This window comes from Paenibacillus plantarum (assembly GCF_013141695.1).
In the GTDB taxonomy this organism is placed as follows: domain Bacteria; phylum Bacillota; class Bacilli; order Paenibacillales; family NBRC-103111; genus Paenibacillus_E; species Paenibacillus_E plantarum.
Map to the genome: position 1 here is coordinate 196,429 of NZ_WHNY01000067.1, position 23,870 is coordinate 220,298.

The 23,870-nt window shown below is 44.6% G+C and carries 15 protein-coding genes and 1 pseudogene; 15 read left to right on the forward strand and 1 reads right to left on the reverse strand.

The window, feature by feature from the left end; genetic code table 11:
• Window positions 1-120: 120 nt before the first annotated feature.
• The 10 genes and pseudogenes from GC096_RS24005 to GC096_RS24050 all read left to right on the forward strand — a co-directional run bounded on the left by GC096_RS24005 (window position 121) and on the right by GC096_RS24050 (window position 14,407).
• Window positions 121-3,213 carry an ATP-binding protein gene (locus tag GC096_RS24005; RefSeq protein WP_171633803.1) on the forward strand — a complete coding sequence of 1,031 codons (3,093 nt, stop codon included), beginning with the start codon at window positions 121-123 and terminating at the stop codon, window positions 3,211-3,213.
• Window positions 3,214-3,216: 3 nt separating this feature from the next.
• Window positions 3,217-4,314, forward strand: a complete 1,098-nt coding sequence (locus GC096_RS24010; RefSeq protein ID WP_171633805.1) for a BTAD domain-containing putative transcriptional regulator — start codon at window positions 3,217-3,219, stop codon at window positions 4,312-4,314.
• 374 nt (window positions 4,315-4,688) lie between these two features.
• Window positions 4,689-5,077: pseudogene (locus tag GC096_RS24015) on the forward strand ((R)-mandelonitrile lyase).
• Window positions 5,078-5,293: 216 nt separating this feature from the next.
• Complete coding sequence (locus GC096_RS24020) at window positions 5,294-6,079, forward strand: SDR family oxidoreductase (RefSeq protein WP_171634299.1); 786 nt, start codon at window positions 5,294-5,296, stop codon at window positions 6,077-6,079.
• A gap of 154 nt (window positions 6,080-6,233) precedes the next feature.
• Window positions 6,234-8,138, forward strand: a complete 1,905-nt coding sequence (gene glgB, locus GC096_RS24025) for a 1,4-alpha-glucan branching protein GlgB (RefSeq protein WP_171633806.1) — start codon at window positions 6,234-6,236, stop codon at window positions 8,136-8,138.
• A 7-nt stretch (window positions 8,139-8,145) separates the two neighbouring features.
• Window positions 8,146-9,327, forward strand: a complete 1,182-nt coding sequence (locus GC096_RS24030; protein ID WP_312886332.1) for a glucose-1-phosphate adenylyltransferase — start codon at window positions 8,146-8,148, stop codon at window positions 9,325-9,327.
• An 18-nt stretch (window positions 9,328-9,345) separates the two neighbouring features.
• Window positions 9,346-10,479: a glucose-1-phosphate adenylyltransferase subunit GlgD gene (gene glgD / locus GC096_RS24035; protein ID WP_171633810.1), complete on the forward strand. Its 1,134-nt coding sequence runs from the start codon at window positions 9,346-9,348 to the stop codon at window positions 10,477-10,479.
• Window positions 10,480-10,502: 23 nt separating this feature from the next.
• A complete protein-coding gene (locus GC096_RS24040; RefSeq protein ID WP_171633811.1) occupies window positions 10,503-11,318 on the forward strand; it encodes a PPK2 family polyphosphate kinase in 816 nt (271 codons plus the stop codon).
• Window positions 11,319-11,347: 29 nt separating this feature from the next.
• Entirely contained in the window at window positions 11,348-11,878 is a 531-nt protein-coding gene (locus GC096_RS24045) for a DUF1003 domain-containing protein (protein ID WP_216626248.1), read from the forward strand.
• A gap of 249 nt (window positions 11,879-12,127) precedes the next feature.
• Window positions 12,128-14,407: an FAD-dependent oxidoreductase gene (locus GC096_RS24050; protein ID WP_171633813.1), complete on the forward strand. Its 2,280-nt coding sequence runs from the start codon at window positions 12,128-12,130 to the stop codon at window positions 14,405-14,407.
• Window positions 14,408-14,452: 45 nt separating this feature from the next.
• Here GC096_RS24050 and GC096_RS24055 read toward each other — a convergent pair whose 3' ends face one another.
• Entirely contained in the window at window positions 14,453-16,693 is a 2,241-nt protein-coding gene (locus GC096_RS24055) for a helix-turn-helix domain-containing protein (RefSeq protein WP_171633815.1), read from the reverse strand.
• A 257-nt stretch (window positions 16,694-16,950) separates the two neighbouring features.
• On the opposite strand from GC096_RS24055, the gene GC096_RS24060 reads away from it, so the two are divergent.
• From GC096_RS24060 to GC096_RS24080, 5 genes are all read left to right on the forward strand, one after another.
• Window positions 16,951-17,850 carry an ABC transporter permease gene (locus tag GC096_RS24060; protein ID WP_171633816.1) on the forward strand — a complete coding sequence of 300 codons (900 nt, stop codon included), beginning with the start codon at window positions 16,951-16,953 and terminating at the stop codon, window positions 17,848-17,850.
• Complete coding sequence (locus GC096_RS24065; protein WP_171633818.1) at window positions 17,844-18,704, forward strand: carbohydrate ABC transporter permease; 861 nt, start codon at window positions 17,844-17,846, stop codon at window positions 18,702-18,704. Before GC096_RS24060 ends, GC096_RS24065 begins: the two co-directional genes overlap by 7 nt.
• 40 nt (window positions 18,705-18,744) lie before the next feature.
• Window positions 18,745-20,304: an extracellular solute-binding protein gene (locus tag GC096_RS24070; RefSeq protein WP_171633820.1), complete on the forward strand. Its 1,560-nt coding sequence runs from the start codon at window positions 18,745-18,747 to the stop codon at window positions 20,302-20,304.
• 108 nt (window positions 20,305-20,412) lie between these two features.
• On the forward strand, window positions 20,413-22,176 hold the full coding sequence (locus GC096_RS24075; RefSeq protein WP_171633822.1) for a sensor histidine kinase: 1,764 nt from the start codon (window positions 20,413-20,415) through the stop codon (window positions 22,174-22,176).
• Window positions 22,169-23,791: a response regulator transcription factor gene (locus GC096_RS24080; RefSeq protein ID WP_171633823.1), complete on the forward strand. Its 1,623-nt coding sequence runs from the start codon at window positions 22,169-22,171 to the stop codon at window positions 23,789-23,791. Before GC096_RS24075 ends, GC096_RS24080 begins: the two co-directional genes overlap by 8 nt.
• Window positions 23,792-23,870: the final 79 nt, after the last annotated feature.

Genomic DNA, 23,870 nt, shown 5'->3' on the forward strand with positions numbered 1-23,870 from the left:
GGAATTCACGATGTCGACAACGAAATAGTTTATATCATTAAGTAATTGTCTAGGGAAGAGGAGGCGAACCTGATTCGAAACGAAAGAATATCTTGGCTTGCAAGGGTCTTGCTTGTCTTAATGATCGGATTGATCGGTTTTTCGCTTATACCTCTTTCTGGAAAGATTACAGGCGGCGAGCAGCAAAGCCAATGGATCGTTCAGCATGGCAACTTGGATCTTGAGCGGTGGAATCCCGAAATCGATCCAGTTATCCCGTTGGACGGAGAGTGGGAGTTCTACTGGAACCAGTTGCTTACGCCGGATGATTTCCGACAGCCATCGAAATTGCCCGATGCCAGCGGTGTTTCTTATATGAAAATCCCATCCCCCTGGAACGGAAAGCAGCTTAACGGCGTTAAGCTGCCGGTTTACGGAGCGGCTACATACAGGATGGTGTTGACTGGGCTTTCCTATGCCGGAGAGTTGGCGCTGAAGAAACCGAATATTCGTTTTGCCAGTGAGATTTATGTGAATGGAGACAAGCTGCTGGCTGATGGGCAAACGTCCACTGACAAATCGGGCTATCGCTCGGGTAACCGCCCACAGCTTGGCGTTTTTTCCGCGAAACAGGGGCGCATCGAAATTATCGTGCAGGCGGCCAACTACGATTATGTAAATTCAGGTATCGTCGACTCGCTGCGCTTTGGGCTTGCCGATCCATTAATCTCTGAACGGCAGTTAGCGCTCAGTAAAGATTTTTTCGTATTGGGCATTCTTGGTACTCTGACGCTGATTTATTTGATCTGTTTCGCGGCTGCCTCCGCTTATCGCATCAGAGACCATTCACTCTTGATGTTGGCGTCGATCTGTCTGATGTTTGGGCTGTATCACGGACTAATGGGAGAGCGATCGCTTTTCTTTTTGTTGGAAGGCCGACTATCTTTCGAAATCCTATATAAAATCAAGGATTTCGTTTCGGTTTCCGGTTGTTTGGCATTAGCGCTTTTTTACCATCATTTGCATAGAAGCAAGCTGTCATTACGTATTACACAAGCGGTAACGTTCGTGCTGATTGGATTTATGATCCTTATTCCGATGCTATCCATCCGGGCGTATACGCCAATTCAGTTCTATATTGTTCTCCTGTACCAAATCGTTCAATTTTGGAATTTTCTCGTATCTGCCCAATTGTTCGTGAAAGGCGAGCGAGGAACACGGTTTAAATTACTGATGCTGTGTGTGGCTGTACTGATGATTAATATGTATTCGCTGGATGTAATATTTTTCGCACTTGGGATCCATAAAACCGCCTGGCTGGCACAGTTTTGCATCATTATTTTTAATGCCGTGATGGTACCTGTTGTCGTACTGCGATTTTTTGAAGCTTACCAGACGGTCGACAGGATGAAAGACCAATTGCTGCGGCTCGATAAAATCAAAGACGACTTTCTGTCGAATACATCTCATGAATTGCGGACACCGCTGAATGCGATCGTTAATATTTCCCAATCACTGCTTAAGGGAGTGGAGGGGACACTGACAGACAAACAGGCTCGCAACATGTCCATCGTGGTTGACAGCGGCAGAAGGCTGATGATGCTCGTAAACGAATTGCTCGATTACTCAAAGCTTAAGCACGGTGATCTGGCGTTACAAAGAAGAGCAATCGATGTGAAATCGTATGTCGAATCGGTTATCCAGATTCACAGCTTTTTGCTAGAGGGCAGAAGCACGAAGTTGATCAACAGCGTGCCGGATCATTTGCCTCTTGTTTATGCGGACGGTAATCGACTCATTCAAATTTTGCACAATTTAATCGGTAATGCGATTAAGTTTTGTAATCAAGGGACCGTCGAAGTGAGCATCGAAACTAGGGGAGAATGGATGGAAGTGCGAGTGAGAGATACCGGGCTTGGGATCGCTGCAGATATGCGCGAACGCATTTTCCAGGATTTCGAGCAAGACGGAGCGGCCGATTACGGCGGCACCGGGCTTGGGCTCAGCATTACGAAGCGTCTGGTGGAGCTGCACGGCGGACATATCGAAGTTGATTCGGAGACTGGCAGGGGGGCGACTTTCCGCTTTACACTGCCTCTAGCAGATGATAATTTGAAACTGGACGGCGACGGAAGGATGGCTGAATCAGTCGAATTGCCATTGTCCGGAACTGTCAGCGTGCACTCTCCTGAGTATCCGCTATATGTTGCGGGTAAGGAAAAGGAGCCGATCCTGCTGGTGGATGACGATTTTGCGAATCTGCAAAGTATGATGAACATGTTCAAATTGGAAGAACGCACCTTCATCGTTGTTGACCGAGGGCAATTAGCTTTGGAAACGTTGTTCAGTTATCCGGATATTTCTCTTGTCGTGCTGGATCTCATCATGTCGGACATGTCCGGCTACGAAGTTCTAGGGCGCATTCGGGAAAGATTCTCGCCGTTCGAACTGCCAGTGCTCGTGTTGACGGCCCGAAACAGCAGCGAAGATATTCGAATCGCGTTGGAGAACGGAGCGAACGATGTCGTCGCGAAGCCGTTCGAATCCGAGGAACTGATGGCCCGCGTAAGTAATTTGACCGAGCTGAAATCTTCGGTCAAGTTAGCCAGGAATGCAGAGATCGCTTTTCTACGTTCGCAGATTAAGCCGCATTTTCTGTATAACGCGCTTACGGCGATCGCCGAACTGTGCGTGATCGATGCCGGACAGGCAGAGCAGCTTACGCTTCGATTGTCGAGCTATTTGAGAAGCAGCTTTGATTTCAAGCACCTCGAAGCCTTGACTACACTCGAGAACGAGTTGGAGCTTGTCCAATCTTATGTAGCCATTGAACAGGCGAGGTTTGGTGCTAGGCTGCAGGTGGACTACGTTTTGGAGGCGAATCTGGGGGTAATGATTCCCCCTCTCGTCATTCAGCCGATTGTGGAGAATGCGATTCGACACGGCGTTATGTCCCGCTCGAAAGGGGGGACGGTGAAATTGACCGTCATCGAACGGGCACAAGGTGATGTATTGATACGAATTGAAGACAATGGCTGCGGTATGAAAGAAGGTCAGTTGGCGTCAGTTATGAAGCCCGATACGGCAGTCGGAGGCATTGGATTGTGGAATATTAGCCAACGCCTGCGTTTGCTGTATGGCACAACATTACGCATCGACAGCCGAGAGGGTGAAGGCACGCGTGTGGAGATGGAATTGTCGACAAGACACATGTTAGAAAGAGGGGAGATGTAGCGTATGCTGCGATTGATGATCGTAGACGACGAGGAAATGGCGATAAGGAGACTGAAGCGTCTCTTGTCGGAAATCGGTGGAATCGGAAGTATCGAGACATTCTTAGATCCCCAGGATGGATATGAATATGCCAAAGCGCATGATATCGATGTCGCCTTTCTCGACATTTCCATGCCCGATATTAACGGAATGAGATTATCGGTGTTGCTCACGGAAATGCAGCGAAATATCGATATTGTGTTAGTGACAGGTTCCGACGAGTATGCGGTAAAGGCCTATGCGATTAACGTGCTGGACTATATCGTAAAGCCTGTTACGTCGGAAAGGCTGGCTATCACCATGGAGAAGGTTCAAAGGGTTCGACGGCAGGATGATCCCATCCCGAACCTGGAAGTGCAACTGTTTGGAGGTTTTAAAATTATAGGCCGTACGACGGAAGGGAAGAAAGAAGCGATTCGATTGCGGACTCCGAAAACCGAGGAATTGTTTGCTTTCCTGGCTTGCAAAAGAACGGTTGCTCGGGAAGAAGTAACGGAAACGTTGTGGCAGAATCTAGCCCCTGACAACGCATTGAAGAATTTGAATTCGACGTTGTACGCTATCCGCAAAGCGGTCGGATACGACCGGTCTGGCGGCGGGATTACAACGACGGGAAACGAGATACGCTTAGAAACCGATGATCTGAGGTGCGATCTGTATGAGTTCGAGCGGTTGATCAAGGAGATTAGACGAGCTCCAGGTGAACGTGCAGGTTTGTTGGAACAGGCGGAAGCTCTGTATAAGGGACCGTTGTTGAAAGGCAGGTCCTATGAGTGGGCTATCGAGATGAGTCGCTCGTTGGAGCAACAATACATTGATTTGTTGGAGTTGACCGCTCAGCATCACTGGACACATGACCGTCAGCAGCAAACGCTGCATTACTACGGTGAATTGTTGAAGATCGATGCGATGAGAGAAGACATCCATTACAAAATGATGCGATTGTATGCTGATCTAGGCCGGAAGAACGAAGCGATGAAGCAATATCGCGAATTGGAGCAACTGCTGCAGCGAGAGCTTGGAACATCGCCTGATCTTCGGCTGGAGGATGTGATTTCATAAATAAAGACAAGCTCTTCACTCAAAAGGGAAGGGCTTGTCTTTGCTCGATTAGATGGATTTTATACAGCTAAATTTTGATTGTTTCTGAACTAATGTAGAATAAATGGATAACCTACAGTTAATTTTAACCATAATAACCGATCTGAACAAAAGAGGCGGTTTTAGCTACATATTTTACAGTTAAATCGAGATTTCGATCAAATTTCGCATAAATAGCTGTATATTTTCCAGTTAATAGAAATTCGACGGAGTATGTGTCCATTAAACCGCGCGATATGTGCCAAGGAGAATTCAATTCAGCCGTCCCTTTTGGTATCATTATAAGTACCACAACGCGAAAACAAACTCACAACATTAACGGAGGGATTTAGTAAATGGAAATTAAAAGAGCAGGATCCCAACCTTCGGGTAAAGGCCCATCTGATTATTTTACGGGAACGGTTCGGATCGATCCATTATTTGAAGCAGCTGAGCCCGCACGCGTAGCTGGTGCAAGCGTTACATTCGAGCCCGGCGCACGGACAGCATGGCATACGCATCCGCTGGGTCAAACGCTGATCGTAACCGCAGGGATAGGACGGGCTCAACGATTGGGAGGTCTGATCGAGGAAATTCGCCCCGGTGATGTGGTCTGGTTCCCACCTGGTGTGAAGCATTGGCATGGTGCTTCTCCCACCACAGCTATATCGCCATTCAAGAACTTCTTGACGGCAAGGCGGTCGAATGGTTGGAGCAAGTCACTGAAGATGAATATCAGTCCTAAGTCGTCGGGGATATTTGGAAGGATCTTGAGCCTCATATCGATAAATAAAGCCCTGCGATTGGGGCTTTTATTTTTTGTAGTAACGATCGATTGAGTTTGAATGATGCGCAGCATGGGTATAGTAACTTTAATAAGTAGAAGGATCAGGTTTATTTGAGTCTACTAATATAGGTTAGGAGTGAACCCACTGCCGTGCAAACATTGCAGAAATCGTTGATGGTACTACCCGATATAAAGGACAAGGTTGCCTTGATTACCGGAGCAGGATCCGGTATTGGGCGTGCTGCAGCCGTGCTGCTGGCGCAGCAAGGAATGAAAGTATGTCTTGCTGATTTGAAAGACGACCGGCTTGAGGGGACGAAACAAGAGATAGAAGCAGCAGGCGGTCAGGTGATAACAGCCGACGTCGACATCTCAGACCCGAACCGAGTTCAAAAGGCGTTCGAGCAAACGGCAAAGACATGGGGGCAGATACATGTTGTCTTTGCCAATGCCGGTATCAACGGGGTTTTGGCGCCGATTGAAGATATGAAGCCTGAGGACTGGGATCGTACACTTTCTGTCAATCTAAAGGGGACGTTCCTCTGCGTTAAATATGCAATCCCTCATATGAAAGAAAGTGGCGGCAGCATCGTCATCACGAGTTCAATTAACGGAAGTCGCACCTTCTCCGGGTTCGGGATGTCGGCCTATAGCTCTTCCAAAGCAGGGCAAGTTGCCTTTGCCAAAATGGCCGCGTTAGAATTGGCCCGGTACAAAATACGCGTCAACGCCATCTGCCCGGGCTCAATCAAGACCAATATCGGTGAGAATACCCAGCCGACACCAGAGCTCGACAAAATTAAAATTCCAATTAAGTACCCGGAAGGGAATCAGCCATTGGAACATGCGCCTGGACAACCTGAGCAAGTTGCCAATCTAGTAGCTTTCCTGGCTTCAGACGTATCTAACCATATTACCGGTACAGAACTGTTCATTGACGGCGCGGAATCGCTGCTATAACAGCAATAGCGATTTACAAAATTATTGTCCTAAAAACACGAGCCAAACTGGCATCGTGTTTTTTTGTACTACAAAAAGTTATCAATTTGTTGTTTCAATCTACCCATATGTGTGTAATTAGCATTAAATTCAACAACGCAGGGGAGGAAAGAACATGACAACAATCGCCTCGAAATCAAATACGGACGCGTTCTATTTGCTGCATGAAGGCACACAGTATCAAAGCTATCAATTTCTTGGGGCACATTTAAAAGAACGCGATGGCCGCAAAGGAGTCAACTTCGCTGTGTGGGCACCGAATGCCAAGCAGGTGAACGTATCCGGCAGCTTTAACGGTTGGGATGGCAGCCATCATGCGATGACGATGCAGGAAGGCATTTGGACACTATTCATTCCCGAGCTTGATGAAGGCACTTTATATAAATATGAAATCGTTACGCAGGACGGGGATCATTATTTGAAGGCGGATCCCTATGCGTTTCAAACGGAGTTCAGACCGGAAACCGCTTCCATTATTGCTTCGCTTGAAAATTATGAATGGCAGGATGAAGACTGGTTGACGAATAACACATCGAATCAACACTTGCAGCAGCCGCTTCTTATCTACGAAGTGCATTTGGGCAGTTGGAAGCGCAAGGAGGACGGCGGATTTTATAGTTATGTGGAATTAGCTGATGAACTCGTCGATTACGTTCACGAGCGAGGGTATACCCATATTGAGCTCATGCCGTTAGCCGAGCACCCGCTTGACTCCTCGTGGGGCTATCAGGTAACCGGTTACTATTCAGTGACAAGCCGTTATGGATCACCGAAAGATTTTATGTACTTTGTGGATCGTTGTCATCAAAAGGGAATCGGCGTGATTATGGACTGGGTCCCTGCTCATTTTTGCAAAGATGCGCATGGTTTATCCCGATTTGATGGCTCCCCGCTCTATGAGTATGCGGATAGTCGCAAAGGTGAGAATCCGACTTGGGGAACGTATATTTTCGATTATGGTAAGCCGGAAGTCGTTAGTTTTTTGATTTCGAATGCTCTGTTCTGGATGGATATGTATCATGTAGATGGACTAAGAGTCGATGCCGTCTATAGTTTGTTAACGTTGAATTTTAATCGTCCAGAAGCGGAATACATTCGGAACGAACAGGGTGGAGAGGAGAATCTGGAAGGGATTGCATTCCTACAGAAATTAAATGCAGTCGTATTTTCCAGGTATCCTAATGTGCTCATGATTGCAGAAGACTCCAGCGCGTATCCGGGTGTAACTACACCGGTTGAGTATGGCGGACTAGGGTTTAATTACAAATGGAATTTAGCTTTTACCTCCGATACGCTGGCATATATGAAGAAAAATCAAAGTGAACGCGGCGGACAGGAAGATCGGCTAACCCGGTCACTGCTGGGGACGAGGGATGAGAACTATGTCTTGCCTTTTTCTCATGACGAAATGGATTATCCGAGCAAATCCTTGCTAGGTAAAATGTCTGGGGAAGATAATTGGCAGCGTTTTGCTAATCTGCGTGTGCTTTATACCTATATGATGGGACACCCGGGTAAAAAACTGCTTTTTATGGGTACTGAATTCGGTCAAATGGACGATTGGAATGCAGAAGATTCCTTGGCTTGGGGATTGTTGGACATTGAAGAGCATCAGCATTTTGCGGAATTTGTGAAACAGATGAATCATTTTTACATAGAAGAAAAAGCATTGTGGGAACTTGATTTCGAGTCGAACGGCTGCACCTCACTGGTTGCGGAAGAGAAAGAGGATGGTCTGGTGACGCTCTTGCGAAAATCGAAGACGAACAATGAACAGCTTATTATCATAAGCAATTTCAAGCCTGAAACGCATGAGGGATATCGTCTTGGGGTTATGGAGCCTGGGCGGTATCAGGAGGTTTTTAACAGCGATAAGTTGGAATTTGGCGGTTCAGGAGTAACCAATGACTACCTGTTGGATACCGAGGAGTGGTCTTGTCAAGGGTATCCGCAAAGTATTTCAGTTAACATACCGCCACTTGCAGCAGTTATCCTCAAATATAAACCTACGGAAGGATGAGATTAGGGTGAAGAAACAGGAATGCGTAGCTATGCTATTAGCTGGTGGTGAGGGCAGTAGACTTAGTCCGTTGACGAAAAATATCGCAAAGCCAGCTGTTCATTTTGGTGGAAAATATAGAATTATTGACTTTTCATTAAGCAATTGCCGCCATTCGGGCATTGACACGGTAGGCGTGTTGACGCAGTACAAACCTGCTGTTCTGCATGCTCATATCGGAAGCGGGGAAGCATGGGGGATGAAGCGTGAGCGAGGTGGGATCTCTCTGTTTGAAAGACAAGTTGGTGCGCCCAATGCTTACTCGGGGACAGCGGACGCGATCTATCAGAATTTGGCTTTTCTGCGGGAACAGAATCCAAGCTATGTCTTAATTATTTCCAGCGACCATATCTATAGCATGGATTACCGAGCGATGATCGAGCATCATAAGGCTTCTGGCGCGGATGTTACCATATCCGTTACCCCTGTGAAGTGGGAGGAAGCGAGTCGCTTTGGCATTATGAGCACGGATGAAGATCACCGGGTCACAGCTTTTGCAGAGAAACCGCTGAAGCCTGATAGTAATCTCGCTTCTATGGGCGTGTATTTGTTCAATTGGGATGTGCTTCGGTCATCTTTGGAAAAAGATGCGGAAGATCAAGCTTCGAGCCATGATTTTGGACAAAATATCATTCCGGGACTGCTGGCTGAAGGCGCCCACTTATCGGCATATCCATTCGAAGGATATTGGAAAGATGTAGGTACGATTCAAAGCCTATGGGAATCCCATATGGATTTACTTGGATATACACCTAAATTGCAACTGGAACAGGAATCGTGGCCTGTACTGACCAAAACGAGGAATCTCTCGCAAACGCACGTTTCCTTAACAGCGAGAGTAAATAATGCGATAATCGGTGATGGTTCGACGATATATGGAAATATCAGTCATTCCGTGGTATTCGATAATGTTCGTGTTGGAGGAAATAGCAGAGTACTCAATAGCGTCATCATGCCAGGTGTGCAAATTGGGAAAAACGTGCTCATCAGTAATGCGATTATCGGAGAAGGCGCAATCATTAAGGATGGAGCTGTTGTTGGTCAGCTAGACGGGGCAGAGATCACGACAATTGCGGAGAGAACAACGGTAAGACGCCAGTATCCAGCAGTTATTCCGGCCAAGCTGACCAATCAGGTGTATTTCGGATAATCCGAGGAGGCGTATAGGATGAAGGATGTTCTTGGGCTGATCAATTTGATGAATGAACAAGATGACTTATCTACACTTACACGTAATCGATGTGTAGGTGCCGTACCTTTTGCCGGACGTTATCGGATGGTTGATTTTGCGCTTTCCAATATGAGCAATTCGGGTATTCAGAAGGTTATGCTATTGGCGAATGACAAAGCGGACTCCCTGCTTGAACATGTGGGTGACGGGCATCATTGGGGCTTAGATACGACCGCGGAAGGCGGCGTAACTGTGCTCTCTCCTAGTCATCTCGCTAAGGATATGCGTGGAGATCTATTTCATCTATACAGCCATCTTGATGTATTGAAAAATTGCACCGAAACGTATGTGCTGCTTGCTCCTAGCAGTGTGATTTATCATATGAATTTTGAAAATATGATCGATTACCATCTGGGCAACGATGCTGATATGACGATTCTCTATAAGCATTTAACCGAGATGGATCGCCATGCGCATATTGGTCATGCCTATAGCCTGGAAATGAACGAACAGGGCAGAGTCGTCTGTGTTACGCCAACGTACCATGCGTTACCAAGCTTAAAGCCGCAAAATATCGATTTGGATACGATGGTTATCAAACGGAGCCTGCTCATTGAGCTGATTGAGCAAAGCATGATGCTTGGCAGTGAGAGATACCTGAAAGAAGTCATTTGGAGCCACTTAGCTGATATTCATGTTCAAGGCTATGCCAATCATGGATATGTGGCAATTATGGATTCGATCGATAGCTACTATGCCCATAGTATGCACCTTCTGCAACCGCATGGATGGCATGAATTTATGATTAACCATGAATCTGTCTATACTAGGCATGAAGAAGAACTGGAAACGGCCTATCATGACCAAGCGTTGATTCGTAACTCATTTATCGCTCATGGTTGCAGTATTGAAGGCTATGTAGAAAATAGCATTTTGTTTCCAGGTGTGAAGGTGAATCGAGGCGTTAGCATCAAAAATAGTATCGTGATGCATCAGTGTGCGATCGAAGCGAATGCTTATTTAGATCATGTAATTTTGGACAAACAAGTGGTGGTGGAACAAGGAGCTATCTTGCGCGGCGAGTTCGCCCACCCCATTGTGGCAGAAAAAAGGGTTGAGATCAGCCAATGACAACAAGGTAGAGGAGGTCAAGTATGCCTAACAGCCATTTTCGATGGGAACCTGGTAAAAAAGTGCAACTATCGAACTTAGATCCCAACGATACGAATGCTCATCATGACAGAGAAGAAATCGAGCCGAATATGGCACGTTTAAAGGAAAGATTGCAAGAACTTCAAAATATGCTTTATGCAACAAAGCAGCGGTCTGTTCTGTTCGTCATTCAAGGCATGGATTGCAGTGGTAAAGATGGTGTCGTGAAACAGGCGCTCGGATGCTTGCATCCGCAAGGGTTCCAAGTAACGAGTTTCCGAACGCCAACCGAAGAAGAGGCATCCCATGATTTTCTATGGCGTGCGCATAAGGCGACGCCTGCCAAAGGCATGATAGGAGCTTTCGTAAGATCCTACTATGAAGATGTACTGATCACACGTATACATCGATTAATTGACGATTCGGAAGCCAAACAACGGTTCAAGCACATCAAACATTTTGAGAAACTGCTGGAGAGCAATGGTGTGAAAATCGTAAAGATTTTCTTGCATATCTCGCAAGATTTTCAGCTAGCCAAGCTTAGAAATCGACTCAAGGATCCAACAAAGCGTTGGAAATTCGATAAGAATGACCTGGTTGAACGTGAATCATGGGACGAATATCAAGCTGCTTATGAGGATGTGATCAAACAGTGCAGTTCGGAGTCAGCACCTTGGTATATTGTTCCTGCCAACCATCGCTGGTATCGGGATTGGGCAGTTCTACAAATTGCGGTGGCAGCGTTAGAAAGCATGGATTTAACGTATCCGGAATCAGACAAGGAGTTTGATGATAAGCTGCTTGCCACATTGGAGTAAGATTGGCAGAAGGAAGAAGGGACAAGAAAATGGGGAAAGACATGGAAGGGGCTCAAGTAGAAAGTGAATTCTCACCGGAGAAGTTGTTTCATGAGTTAGATAATGATCCTAACTTTAAACTGGACAATGACCAATTAGAACGCATTGCCGCTATAGTAAATGCGTATAAAGGGAACATTAAGTCCCATTTAATTGAGCAGCAGGAGAAGAAAACTTCTTGGGCTGATCGGCTTGCTGATGACATTGCAACATTCGGGGGAAGTTGGGCGTTTATTCTGCTTTTCAGCTTGTTCTTAGTCATTTGGATGACGATTAATTGCTTGAGCTTCGCCTTCGATAAACCCCCGTTCATCCTGCTTAATCTTATTCTCTCTTGTATTTCAGCCTTCCAAGCTCCAGTCATTCTCATGAGTCAGAATCGACAAGCTTCCAAAGATAAGCAGGAGGCGATCCTTGACTTCGCCATTAATTATCATGCGGAGCAGGAAAATATGGAGCTCAAGGCCCTGCTGGAAAAGCTGGATCAAAGGCTTGAAAGAATCGAGCAACAAGGGCGGTAATTGGTGTCTTGTAACACGAATACATAAGTAGAGAAGAAGAGGCTCCTTCATGGTGCCTCTTTTTGCCATTTATAAGGAATAATCCCGATTAAAGTCATCACCACCAACGATTCGTTGTTATCAGAACTAACATAAAACTGAGAACTATACATTTTAGTAATGAAGGATTAGAGTATCCCATATCAGCGGATTAGCTTTTGAAGAATGCTGTGGGTTTTATGAGTAAAAAGAGTAATAGGAGGGAAAAGGTTGCAACATATACATGATTCTTTTGATGTGATCGTATGCGGCGGTGGATTAGCTGGTATTTGTGCTGCAATTGCAGCAGCAAGGCAAGGTGCACGTACCTGCATTGTGCAGGATCGTCCTGTATTTGGAGGAAACAGTTCTTCTGAAATTCGCGTATTTCCACAGGGAGCGGCGAATTACAATGCTTATGCACGAGAGACAGGAATTATTGCGGAATTGTTGATTGAAGAACGTGTGGTGAATCATGAGCCCAATAGCGAAAATGGCAGAACAAATAGTGTCTGGGATCTGATACTTTATGACAAAATTATAAGTACCCCCCATCTATCTCATTATTTAAATACGTCCGTGTATGCATTGGAAATGGGTGATGCCAAGGAGATCAAGGCAATTCACGCAAGAGTTGGAAACGCTGAGACGGAACTTACCCTACATGCGAATGTATTTATTGACTGTACAGGGGATGGTATTTTGGCTGAATTATCTGGTTGTGAGTGGCGAATGGGTACAGAAGGACAAGCGGAATTCGGTGAGCACCATGCGCCCCCAACGGCAAGTTCTGAAGTAATGGGAAGCTCGATTCATTTTCGTGCGAAGGATATGGGGAAGCCTGTACCGTTTCAAGCGCCTGCCTGGGCATATCACTATGATAACCCAGATGTATTCTATAAGGGGGGGCGCGTTCCGTATGATCCGGAGGGAGGGTTTTGGTGGATTGAACTAGGTGTACCTTGGAATACGATCACTGGAAACGAAATCATTCGGCATGAGTTAACGCGGCATGTGCTTGGCATATGGGATTTTATGAAGAATAAGGATCCTAATTTGATGGACAAAACGAAGCATTATGCGCTTGATTGGATTGGGCAAGTTCCAGGTAAGCGGGAAAGCAGACGGATCATGGGGCAGTATGTTTTAACGGAAAAAGATTTAGTAGGTCAGACTGTCTTCGAGGACGAAGTCGCCTTTGGCGGCTGGTACATTGACCTGCATAAGTCAGGCGGCCTGCTTGCCGAGTATAGTGAACAATCCGTCGCAGAGGGTGAGAATTCGGATTATATGAAGAAAAGCTACATCGCGCCTTACGGGATACCGCTGCGAAGTCTGGTTGCTAAGGATGTAACTAACTTAATGATGGCAGGGCGAAATATAAGTGCATCGCACGTGGCATTAGGCAGCAGTCGTGTCATGGGGACGACTGCACTGCTCGGGCAAGCGGCGGGGACGGCTGCTGCTGTTGCGCTTAGCCGAGGGGAGAGCGTGTCGGGCTTGTCGGTAAGTACAATCACGGCAATTAAACAAAGGCTTCTAAGAGATGATTGCTTCTTACTGCATGAATCGAATGAGGATCCGTTAGATTTGGCGAGAATGGCAATTGCTACGGCTAGTAGTGAAGCCAAATTGGGTCGCGTGGAGCCGAAGATGACGTTGAATGAAGTTCAGGGGCTAAATGAGAGTGAGCTCCTAAATGAGAAGCGTGGTCAGTGGATTGCCATGAGCACAGAGCAAGTAGATGCTCTTTCTATTTGCTTAAGCAATCTTACAGAGCAGATACAGTGGGTGGAAGCTTCCGTTGTTGCTGCCCGTCATATCTGGGATTACAAAACGGATATCGAGCCCAAGCTGGCTCAAACCACGCTCGCAGTCCCCCCTGGTCAATGCCAATGGATACGCTGGGAATTAAATGTGCAGGTGGAGCGTGAACCTGATCAGTCTACATGCTATATCCGCTTAGACATCGGTCCTCATGCTCAGCTCTACTGGCATAAGGCTGCAAGTATTATACCAGGTATGGTTGCCGCAGCGGATATGGGCAATGGGCTCATGAGAAGGTATGAAAACGGTGAATCGTTGGCTTTCCATATCGAACCTGAGCAATGCAGCTATCCAGTTAAGAACGTACGAAGCGGCGTGACACGACCTTATAGGAGAACGAATCTTTGGCGGTCAGCCCCGTCGGAAGCGATGCCACAGTGGGCTCAGTTAAATTGGCGCGAGGAGCAAGTTGTTTCGCAGGTAGAAGTAACCTTCGCAGGAAATTTGCTGCGTGATTATCGCTTTTACGCGCCGCTTAGCCAAGACCCGCAATGTGTGAAAGCGTATGAGCTTCAAGCATGGATGGCGGATGAATGGATTACGTTGGAGCGAGTAAACAACAATTATCAGCGGAAACGAATTCATCGTCTCGCTCAAGCCGTTCGAACGACACAAGTACGAATCGTTATTACGGAGACCAATGGTGATCCTAGTGCCGCCATATATGAAATTAGGGTATATTAAAAAAAGTGGAAGGCGTCCTGTTAGCAGCAGGATTCCTTCCACTTTTTATATCTGCGCATGCTCCTCACGATACTGATTCGGCGTCATACCCGTAGCCTTCTTAAAAGCAGTGAAAAAATGGCTCTTCGACTGGAAGCCTGACTGTGATGAGATTTCAGCAATCGACCACTTCGTTTTGAGCAGCAGTTCTTTCACTTTCTCGATGCGTCGTTCTAGGATGAAATCGGAAATTGAGATATCATTTTGCTCTTTAAATATGACCCGAAGATAATTGACGGAAAAATTAACATGATTGGCGATATCATCAATGGTCAGCATGGCATCGTGAAGATGGTTGGAAATGTATTCGGCAATTTCAGGGAAAATGTCTTCTTTCTGCGTGCGTCGAGTGGACATTTGTTCGATTAGATTCATCAGCGTTTCCTCGACCCACAAATGGACTTCCTTCAAATTGTTATATTGATCCAACTGGTTACGTATGCCGACCATACCCCCTGGTGTATTTAATTGTTTAAATGACTTTTGTAATACATACAGGAGTTGGATGAGCTGAAGTTTGCTTTCGTCAGCGGGTAAGTCTTGCAGCTGATTGAACAAATGCTGAAGTTGTCGCTGTAAGGCATCGGTATCGCGTATACGAATCGACTGAATAAAGGCGGTTATTTGCTCGGTATCCAACCCGTCGAACTGGCCATCTATGTATGTTTCCTTTCTATCTTGCGGTGAATAGATGGCGCTTTCTCCAGTGATAAAGGAGATTTCGGTTAACTCATACGTCGTTTGATAGATATGATGAATATTCTCCGTTGGCGCAATTGCGTCACTAAGACCGATAGAGACAGAGACTTTAATCCATTGCAGGACGTGATGCTTCGCATCTTCCAGCATGGCTAGGAGTTCGGGTTCGCTCAGCTTTTGCGTATCAGAAACGGAGAGCACAATAACGATATGATCGCTCCCGAGATCAGATGTTTCTGCTTTTAATCCGTAGGTTCGAATGACTTCTTCAACGACATTCTGAATAGCAAATTTCATTAATTTCCGAGATTGAAAATTGTAAGTTTGACAGAAGGGGATATAATCCTCAATCCGACATACAGCTAAACGAACCGGCTTATCTAGACTAATTGCCAGCTTCTTTTGCAGGTCTTCCCGTAAGGAGGGACCTACCGAACCGCTTAAAATCCACTGCCTCAGAAGCTCATCTTTGACAATAGAATCACTGTTTTTAAGCGAGCGATTTTGTTCCTCAATACGATGAACTAACGTATCAATCCCTAATTTAAATTCCGTATGGATAGAGGAAATAGACAGTTCATTCTCTGGCAGGTTCACACCTGTCGTGTAAATACGAATTTTACCCAGAAGTTCCGTTAAAGGTTTGTAATTTTTTTTGGACAGGAAATAAAGAATAACTAATAAGAAGACGATCATAAGGAAAAAAGAGCCTAATACTTTAAAATTCAGCACCAGCAGTTTGTTTTTCCAGATACCTTGCGGGGATAGCAGGAATAATTGCCAGCCCTCATCCGAAAAAGTAATGGATTGAACGCCCCAATCTTGCCCATTGGACCTCCACTGATTTCCCGCATGTATGATGTCACCAGCGTTAGATGGATTGACATCCCCCATAAGCAAGTTATGGTCTTTATCGACCACGAGCCACTTTCCTTCAAACTCATTATTGCTTAGAAGAAGATCCTCGGCGAGGAAAGTCTTATCTAAAACGATCATAAGGCGGCCATTGGGCGTTTGGTCGATGCCACCATTAGGAAGAGATAAAGTCAACTCCGTCTGCCCCATGAAGGTCACTTTAGAGAAATTAAGTGGTTGCATCGTTTGATTAACAACTTGCTGAAGCATAACCTGATCGGGAAAATCAGTGAAAGGTACCGGTCCGTTTTTTGCCGAGAAGACTTCACGGGTAGAGAGGTTGAACAGGTACACATCCTGAATGAGCCTCTCCGTACTTAGGAATTCACCAATCTTTAAATCAACGAGATGATTCAAATAAGAATCCTTCGAGGTTGCCGTGAGCCAATAGCCAATATTCCGATCCTGGTAGAGCTGAATACTGCTTACTTTTAACTTTCGCAGCGTGATCTCCATCGTGCTCTTAAAATGATTAAGCTTAACAGCCGTACTTCCGTTCACTTCATTTATCGCATATTTCGAAATTTGATTGGAGAGGAAAAGCGAGTAAAGCAGAGCCATACCGACAAATACCAACCCTATGATAAAGAAAATACGCATGTACAATTCTTTGAAATGAATACGTCTTAGCATTGCTGACAGCCCCCATACAAGTCTTCTGATATCTTGCGCGCTAGTTCCATTGTCTCAGCAGTCCTATCAGAAAGCAATCATCTAGGCGGGTTTCATGAGATTGAAAACCTAGTGTGAAAAGGAGAACTTGACGTTACGTTATTCTCCGAACTGTCTTCAAACTAAGAACTATACAACTTCTAACGGAGAGCATAAAGTAAGGCGTATCAACGGATCCGAAGCATGCAAGCAAGATTAAGCGAAGAAAGGTGAGTCCCATGTACAAGCGAATCATACTTCATAAAGTACACTACTTCATGTTGCTGCCAGGCCTTATGTATTATTTTATTTTCAAATATGTACCGATGGGAGGCGCCATTATTGCGTTTAAAGATTTCAATATATCCGGTGGGATTTGGAACAGTCCCTGGGCAAATCCCTGGTATAAGCATTTTAAATATTTCTATGATTCACCGTACTTTACGCAAATTATGGTCAATACGATGCTCATTAGTGTATATAAGCTCTTCTGGCTTGTACCGCCTGCCATTATTTTAGCCATTCTATTATCGGAGATCCGATGGAAGGCTTTCAGAAACGTCATTCAATCCATTATGTACATGCCGCATTTTATTTCGTGGGTCATTATTTTCGGGATCTCTTTGGCCTTATTCTCGGAAGCAGATGGACTTATGAATATGATTTTGAAAAATTCCGGAATGAAGACGATTCCCTTTCTTACATCCAATGAGTGGATTCGATCCCTAATCGTTGGGACGGATATTTGGCAAAATCTAGGGTGGGGTACCATTGTTTACTTGGCAGCCATCGCTGGCATTGACTCAACCTTATATGAAGCAGCAAGGGTAGATGGCGCAGGACGGATTCGGATGATCTGGCACATCACGTTACCTGGTATCCGCAATGTCATTATTCTAATGTTAATCCTTCGTCTCGGAACCATTTTGGATGCCGGATTCGAACAAATCTACGTGATGTACAACATTCAGGTGTATGAAAAAGTCGATATTATCGATACCTGGGTATTCCGCACAGGCTTAGAGCAGTTCAATTTTAGTTTAGGTGCAGCCGTAGGACTTTATAAATCAGTCATTGCACTGGTCTTAGTCCTTGGTGCAAACACGTTAGCCAAGCGAGCAGGTGGAAGCATATGGTGATGGATTGGAAGGAACGATTTTTTGAAGGGGTCATTTATGTCATTCTCTTACTGATGGCTGTCTGTTTTATATTTCCTTTGCTATACGTGTTATCGATGTCATTAACACCATTCAGCGAAGTCATGAAAAATGGTGGTTTCATCATCATTCCGAAGCATATCTCATTCGAAGCGTATGTACTATTTCTAAAGGATGCAACGATCCCGAGAGCTTTTGGCGTTTCCCTTTTTGTAACAATCGTTGGAACCGCATTAAATGTCTTACTTACGGTGCTCATGGCCTATCCCCTAAGTAAGAAAACACTGCCTGGGAGATCAATGATTCTCTTTCTGATCTTGTTCACGATGATGTTCAATGGCGGAATTATCCCGACCTATCTCATCGTCAAAGAGACTGGATTGTTGAATTCCGTATGGTCGATGATTATCCCATCAGCAGTAGGAACCTTTTCACTCTTAATCACAAAGACCTTCTTCGAGAATATTCCGGAGGAAATTCTGGAAGCGGCCAGAATAGATGGAGCCTCTGAAAGCAAAGTTTTGGTGAGTGTTCTGTTGCCAATGTCCGTACCCGTGGTTGCAACAATCAGTACCTTCTATGGGGTTATGCATTGGAATGAGTTTTTCAGCTCTATTTTATATATTACGGATGAATCTTTATATCCGCTGCAAGTTGTCTTGCGAAGCATTTTGACCTCATCCATGTCAGCTGAGATTAATTTGGAGAATACAGTTCCCTCCACAACCTTGCAAATGGCAGGAGTTATCCTAACAGCACTTCCGATTGTAATTGTTTATCCGTTCATCCAAAAGTATTTCACCAAAGGAATGCTTATTGGCGCAGTGAAGGGATAACAGTTAACATATATGTAAGATCATAAGGGGAGATGTTTCTATGAAAATTTCATTCAAGCTATGTGCAGTAATCGGTTTGTCGTTCAGTATCGTAGTAAGTGGCTGTGGAAAAACGGAGTCTGTGACAGAAGGTGGTACAACAGCACCTAGCAGTGCAACTGCAGCGCCAGCAGCATCCCCCAAATCAACGACGCCAGTTAAACTAAGTGTACTAATTGGCGGAACGGGATTAAGTGATGTCGATAAGAAAATTCAAGCTGAAATCGGCAAAAAGCTCGGTGTGGATTTCGATTTCAACGTGATGCAAACCAGCAATAACAATGAATACGCCAATCAAATCAACGTCCGAATTGCCGCTGGGAATGTACCGGATGTTTTCACCGTCAGTAATGACCAAATGCAGCAATTTTCCAAGCAAGGGGCGATTCTAGACTTAACCAGTTACATGGATAAGATGCCCAATGTTAAAAAGGCCTACAGTGCCGCTGATTTAACGAAAGGTAAAGTCGATGGTAAACAAATGACGCTTCCTAAACGGGCAGCGGTTCCTTATCGGACCCTAATGCTAAGGAAGGATTGGCTGGATAAACTCAATTTGCCGATCCCTAAGACGCTGGACGAATTGGCGACAGTCATTAAAGCCTTTCATGATAAAGATCCAGACGGGAACGGCAAGCAAGACACCTACGGACTGACGGGTACTGGATTGGATGTGTTTGCACCCTTCTTCGGAGCTTTTGGCGCTAGCTATGGTACAGCATCATCAGCGGAAGGGAATCTAACGGTTAAAGACAATAAAGTAGTTTACTCCACCTCCCAGCCGGAAATGAAGCAAGCGCTCAAATTTATCAATGATCTATATAATTCTGGTGCCATCGATCCTGATATTCTTACCAACAAGGGGAATGCGGCATCTACCAAAGCTCAGAAGGGTCAAGTAGGTGTTATTTACTCGAATTGGTCGGATATGTTCAAGGATGAGTTTGTGAAGCTTACCACAGACACGAATCCTAACGCCAAATTCATAACGATAGAGCCGCCAGTTGGACCTGGAGGTAAGTTTAACGGAGCGTTTGACAACAGTGCAGCCGACTGGCGCATTGCTCTTCCAAAAGCGCTCGAGAAAACGCCAGAAAAATTAGAGAAAGCGTTGGCGTACCTAGACTTCATCACAGGTGCAGGCGAAGGTCAGAATTTGGTCATGTTCGGTTTTGAAGGTACGCACTATACCAAAGAAGGCGATGTAATCAAACCGCTTCCAGCCGTGTCTGAGCTTGGAACGACGTTCCAGTTACAGTTGACCGGCCGTGATGAGCTGCCCTACTTGTATACGAAATTCCCGAAACAGAAAGAGTACATCGATTTTGCTATTAACCTGCCGTACATCAAAGTGTATAACAATTTCTCCAAGATTCCTGACGGTTTAAACAAATCCGATAAGGATCGTTTCGAGAATGAAGAAATCATTAAATTTATTTATGGAAAACGTCCCATTGACCAGTTCGACGATTTTGTAAAAACGTTGAACACGACGTACCAATTACAGAAGTATGTGGATGAGGCTGAAAAGGCTTTTAAGGAAAAAGGATTGATTAAGTAATAACGTTATAAAAATGAGAAATGATAGGGTGACTTGGAGGCACTATCCCAGAACGCGCGATTTCTGTGTTGGACGGGTTAGTGCCTTTTCGGCAGGAGTTGAATAGTCATGAGCAATTCATTGAGAAAAAAGATTATTATTTGGTTTATTTTAACAACAGCTCCGCTAGTCATTTTTCTGTTCTATAGCAATTATTACTCGATGACCGTTTTACACAATCAAATATCCAATTCCAAAAGCAGTGTGCTGTACACGTTTGTTTTGCAAGCGGATAGAGCTATGAAGGAAGCTAGTAATTATATCTATAAGTATCTCGATAAAGAGCAAGATATTTATTTATTGAAAGATTACGCGAAAGATAGCGATGAATATGTCCTGAACAAAGTTAGTATTACCAACAAGCTTACGAAAGATATTGGCTTTTATAATACAATTGATGCTTTCTTTGTGTATTCCCAGAAAAACCAAGACTTAATATTCGCTGTTCAAGATACCTCGATGGAAATCACGAGAGTTATTAATCAGGAGCTCCCTCGTTTCGTTCAAAACATCTCCCCACAACAATTGAAAAGTTGGCAGGTGGTCCAAACGACCGCCGGATTTGCCATCGTTAAAATGGTGAGCGTAAATGAAGACATCTATATGGGATCTTGGATTAATGTAGGTACGATGATGGCGCCATTGCAAGACAACAATGGGAACGTTGATGAAAGGTATTACATTGTATCCGACGAGGGACAAATTCTCTCTAACGATGAGTGGCTTATTTCCAAGTCAGAAACGCTTCCTAAGATGATGGCAGAACTGGCCGATAAATCGTACCAGATCATTAAGGATAAACAAAACAAACAGAATTACCTTGTTATTGGCAGCAAGTCCGAATGGGTACCGATCTCCTTTGTTTCTGTCATTGCAGAGAAATCCCTACTTCAAAACCTTCCTTTTTTTCAAACAGCGCTTTACTTTATACCGATTGGAAGTCTTCTCATTCTCTCCGTTTATTTATTGTTTCTGCGCAGAGCTTTTTTTGTACCGATGGCCAACTTAATGAATGGTATGCGGAAAATCGCGCAGGGTGATCTTGAGATTCGATTGAAGGAAAGCCGGGTTGATGAATTTGCCTCTTTAATCGGATCATTCAATGATATGATTTCCCAAATTAAATATTTGAAGATCCATGTCTACGAGGAAAAGCTACGAGCTCAAACCGCAGAGATGAAGCATCTGCAAATGCAGATTAATCCTCATTTCTACTTGAACACGTTGAATATCATTTATTATTTGGCAGCACTGAAAGATTATAAAACGGTGCAGAAAATGACGATGCATTTAGCCGAATATTTTCGTTTTATCATGCGGAACAATCGGAACTTCATTTCGCTCGAGGAAGAGGTCAAGCATATCCGCAATTATTTGGAAATTCAGCAACTGAGGTTTCCTGACGTATTGGAGACAAGCATACAAATTCCCGATGTGTATAGGAGCTTTGAAATTCCAGCCCTTATTATTCAACCATTTGTTGAAAATGCGATCATTCACGGATTTCAGAAAAGAGGAGAAAAGTTTCGCATCCATATTACGGCAGCACCGGATCCCATAGATCCAGAGCTGTATTTTGATATTCATATTCAAGATAACGGGGTTGGATTCGCAGATGAGATGCTAACCTATTTGTTGTCGAGTGAGGCCAATATGGATGTTGGAGACGAAAACCATATTGGGATATGGAACGTATGTCGTCGATTGAAGATCGTTTACAACGGGCAGGCTCGAATCAAGCTATGTAATGGCTCGGATGGTGGCGCAACGGTGCAAATGAGGTTTCCTTTAATAAAGGAAAGTCGAAATAAAGGAGAAGATGAACGTGTATAACCTTCTGGTAGTGGACGACGAAATGTATACCGTAAAAGGCATCACGCAGTCGATCGATTGGTCGGGGTCCTTTGCTGCTGTGTTTGAAGCGTATGATGTTGAAACAGCCATTGACATACTGAGTCAGCACCCCATTCACATCATGATTTCAGATATCGATATGCCCGGAAAAAGTGGCTTAGAATTACTCAAATGGGTGAAAGAACACTCGCCATTAACTAAAACGATTTTCTTATCCGGTCATGCCAACTTCCAATTTGCGCAACAGGCGGTGCATCTTGGCAGCTTTGAATACTTGCTTAAGCCTGTCGATAATGAACATTTGGAGCAGGTTGTAGGCAAAGCCCTAGGTGTTGTTCGCGAAAGCAATGAGCAGAAGCAATACGGTAAAGTATTGGAAAAGTATTATAAAGAGTGGTTTGTTCAATTACCGTTAATGGTTGAGCGATTCTGGCAAGATGTGCTGAACGAGCGTATGCCATTATACCCCGAGCGTTTAGCAGCTGCATTTGATCTGTATCAGCTTCCGCTTTCCCCAACGGATAGGATAATCCCGATTATCATCAATATTGAATACTGGAAAGAAGAGATGAGTGTACGTGATGAAGAAATTATGGGGTACGCCGTGCGTAATGTTGCTGCGGAAATTTTGTTAAATCATCGAAATGGCCATGTTATTCAAGACGGCAACGGTGGCAATGTGGTATTGCTTTACGATAATGGTCAAGTAGGAGTATCACACGATGAGCTGCAGCGCTGCTGCCAGCTTTATTTGGATGCGTGCTCACAATATTTTGAATGCAGTATGTCATGTTATGTCGGTGATGCCGTAGCTTTAAATAAGCTAGCAACCGAGTATCGTGATTTACTGAAGCTGGAGCGCAATAATATTATGACTGTAGGCTGCGTCGTATTTAAATTTGAACACATGCGCCGTGATGTTGTTACGGTCATACCGCTGCTTGATTTTGGTGAATGGTCCTTGTTATTTGAAACAGGGAGAAAGACCGAACTATTTAACAAGTTGGATCAAGTTGTGGAACGATGGAAACATGAAGTAATCCCACCTGAATCGTTAGAAGCGTTCTATCACGGATATATCCATATGATCTATAACACCGTTCATAGTCAAGGGTATTCTATACACACGATTTATTCCCTAAAGGATCTGAGCAGCGAATCCCAAGCCATTCGCTCGATGGTCCATTTCAGTCTGTGGGCGAAACGTATCGCGGCTATAGGAATGGATTACTTCAATCGAGAGAGCCATAGCGACAATGGCGGAGTCATTGCATCCGTTAAGCAATATATGGAATTAAATATTAGTTTGGAATTTACGCGTGAAGACATTGCTCAGTATGTGCATTTGAATCCAGCCTATTTATCACGGCTGTTTAAGAAAGAAACAGGGTTATCACTAGCCGACTACATTTTGCAGATCCGCATCGACAAAGCCAAAAGGCTTTTAGAAGAAACAAGTCTGAAAATCTCTACGGTGGCGGAGGCAGTCGGTTACTCTCACTTCTCACATTTTGGAAAAATGTTTAAAAAGTTGACCTCTTTCACGCCGCAAGATTATCGCAAAATGGTGAAATCATCGGATGATATAGACTAACCAAGAATGTCATGAAAGTGTTAACCAACAGGTCATGTATCGGATAGTTTCACAAGTTGCCTCCTCCTATAATTAAGCT

Bases quoted from the DNA above. Each gene is read 5' to 3' on its own strand.
- GC096_RS24005 (WP_171633803.1), top strand. From the start codon at position 121: ATGATCGGATTGATCGGTTTTTCGCTTATACCTCTTTCTGGAAAGATT.
- GC096_RS24010 (WP_171633805.1), top strand. From the start codon at position 3,217: ATGCTGCGATTGATGATCGTAGACGACGAGGAAATGGCGATAAGGAGA.
- GC096_RS24020 (WP_171634299.1), top strand. From the start codon at position 5,294: ATGGTACTACCCGATATAAAGGACAAGGTTGCCTTGATTACCGGAGCA.
- glgB (WP_171633806.1), top strand. From the start codon at position 6,234: ATGACAACAATCGCCTCGAAATCAAATACGGACGCGTTCTATTTGCTG.
- glgD (WP_171633810.1), top strand. From the start codon at position 9,346: ATGAAGGATGTTCTTGGGCTGATCAATTTGATGAATGAACAAGATGAC.
- GC096_RS24040 (WP_171633811.1), top strand. From the start codon at position 10,503: ATGCCTAACAGCCATTTTCGATGGGAACCTGGTAAAAAAGTGCAACTA.
- GC096_RS24045 (WP_216626248.1), top strand. From the start codon at position 11,348: ATGGGGAAAGACATGGAAGGGGCTCAAGTAGAAAGTGAATTCTCACCG.
- GC096_RS24055 (WP_171633815.1), bottom strand. From the start codon at position 16,693: ATGCTAAGACGTATTCATTTCAAAGAATTGTACATGCGTATTTTCTTT.
- GC096_RS24060 (WP_171633816.1), top strand. From the start codon at position 16,951: ATGTACAAGCGAATCATACTTCATAAAGTACACTACTTCATGTTGCTG.
- GC096_RS24065 (WP_171633818.1), top strand. From the start codon at position 17,844: ATGGTGATGGATTGGAAGGAACGATTTTTTGAAGGGGTCATTTATGTC.
- GC096_RS24070 (WP_171633820.1), top strand. From the start codon at position 18,745: ATGAAAATTTCATTCAAGCTATGTGCAGTAATCGGTTTGTCGTTCAGT.
- GC096_RS24075 (WP_171633822.1), top strand. From the start codon at position 20,413: ATGAGCAATTCATTGAGAAAAAAGATTATTATTTGGTTTATTTTAACA.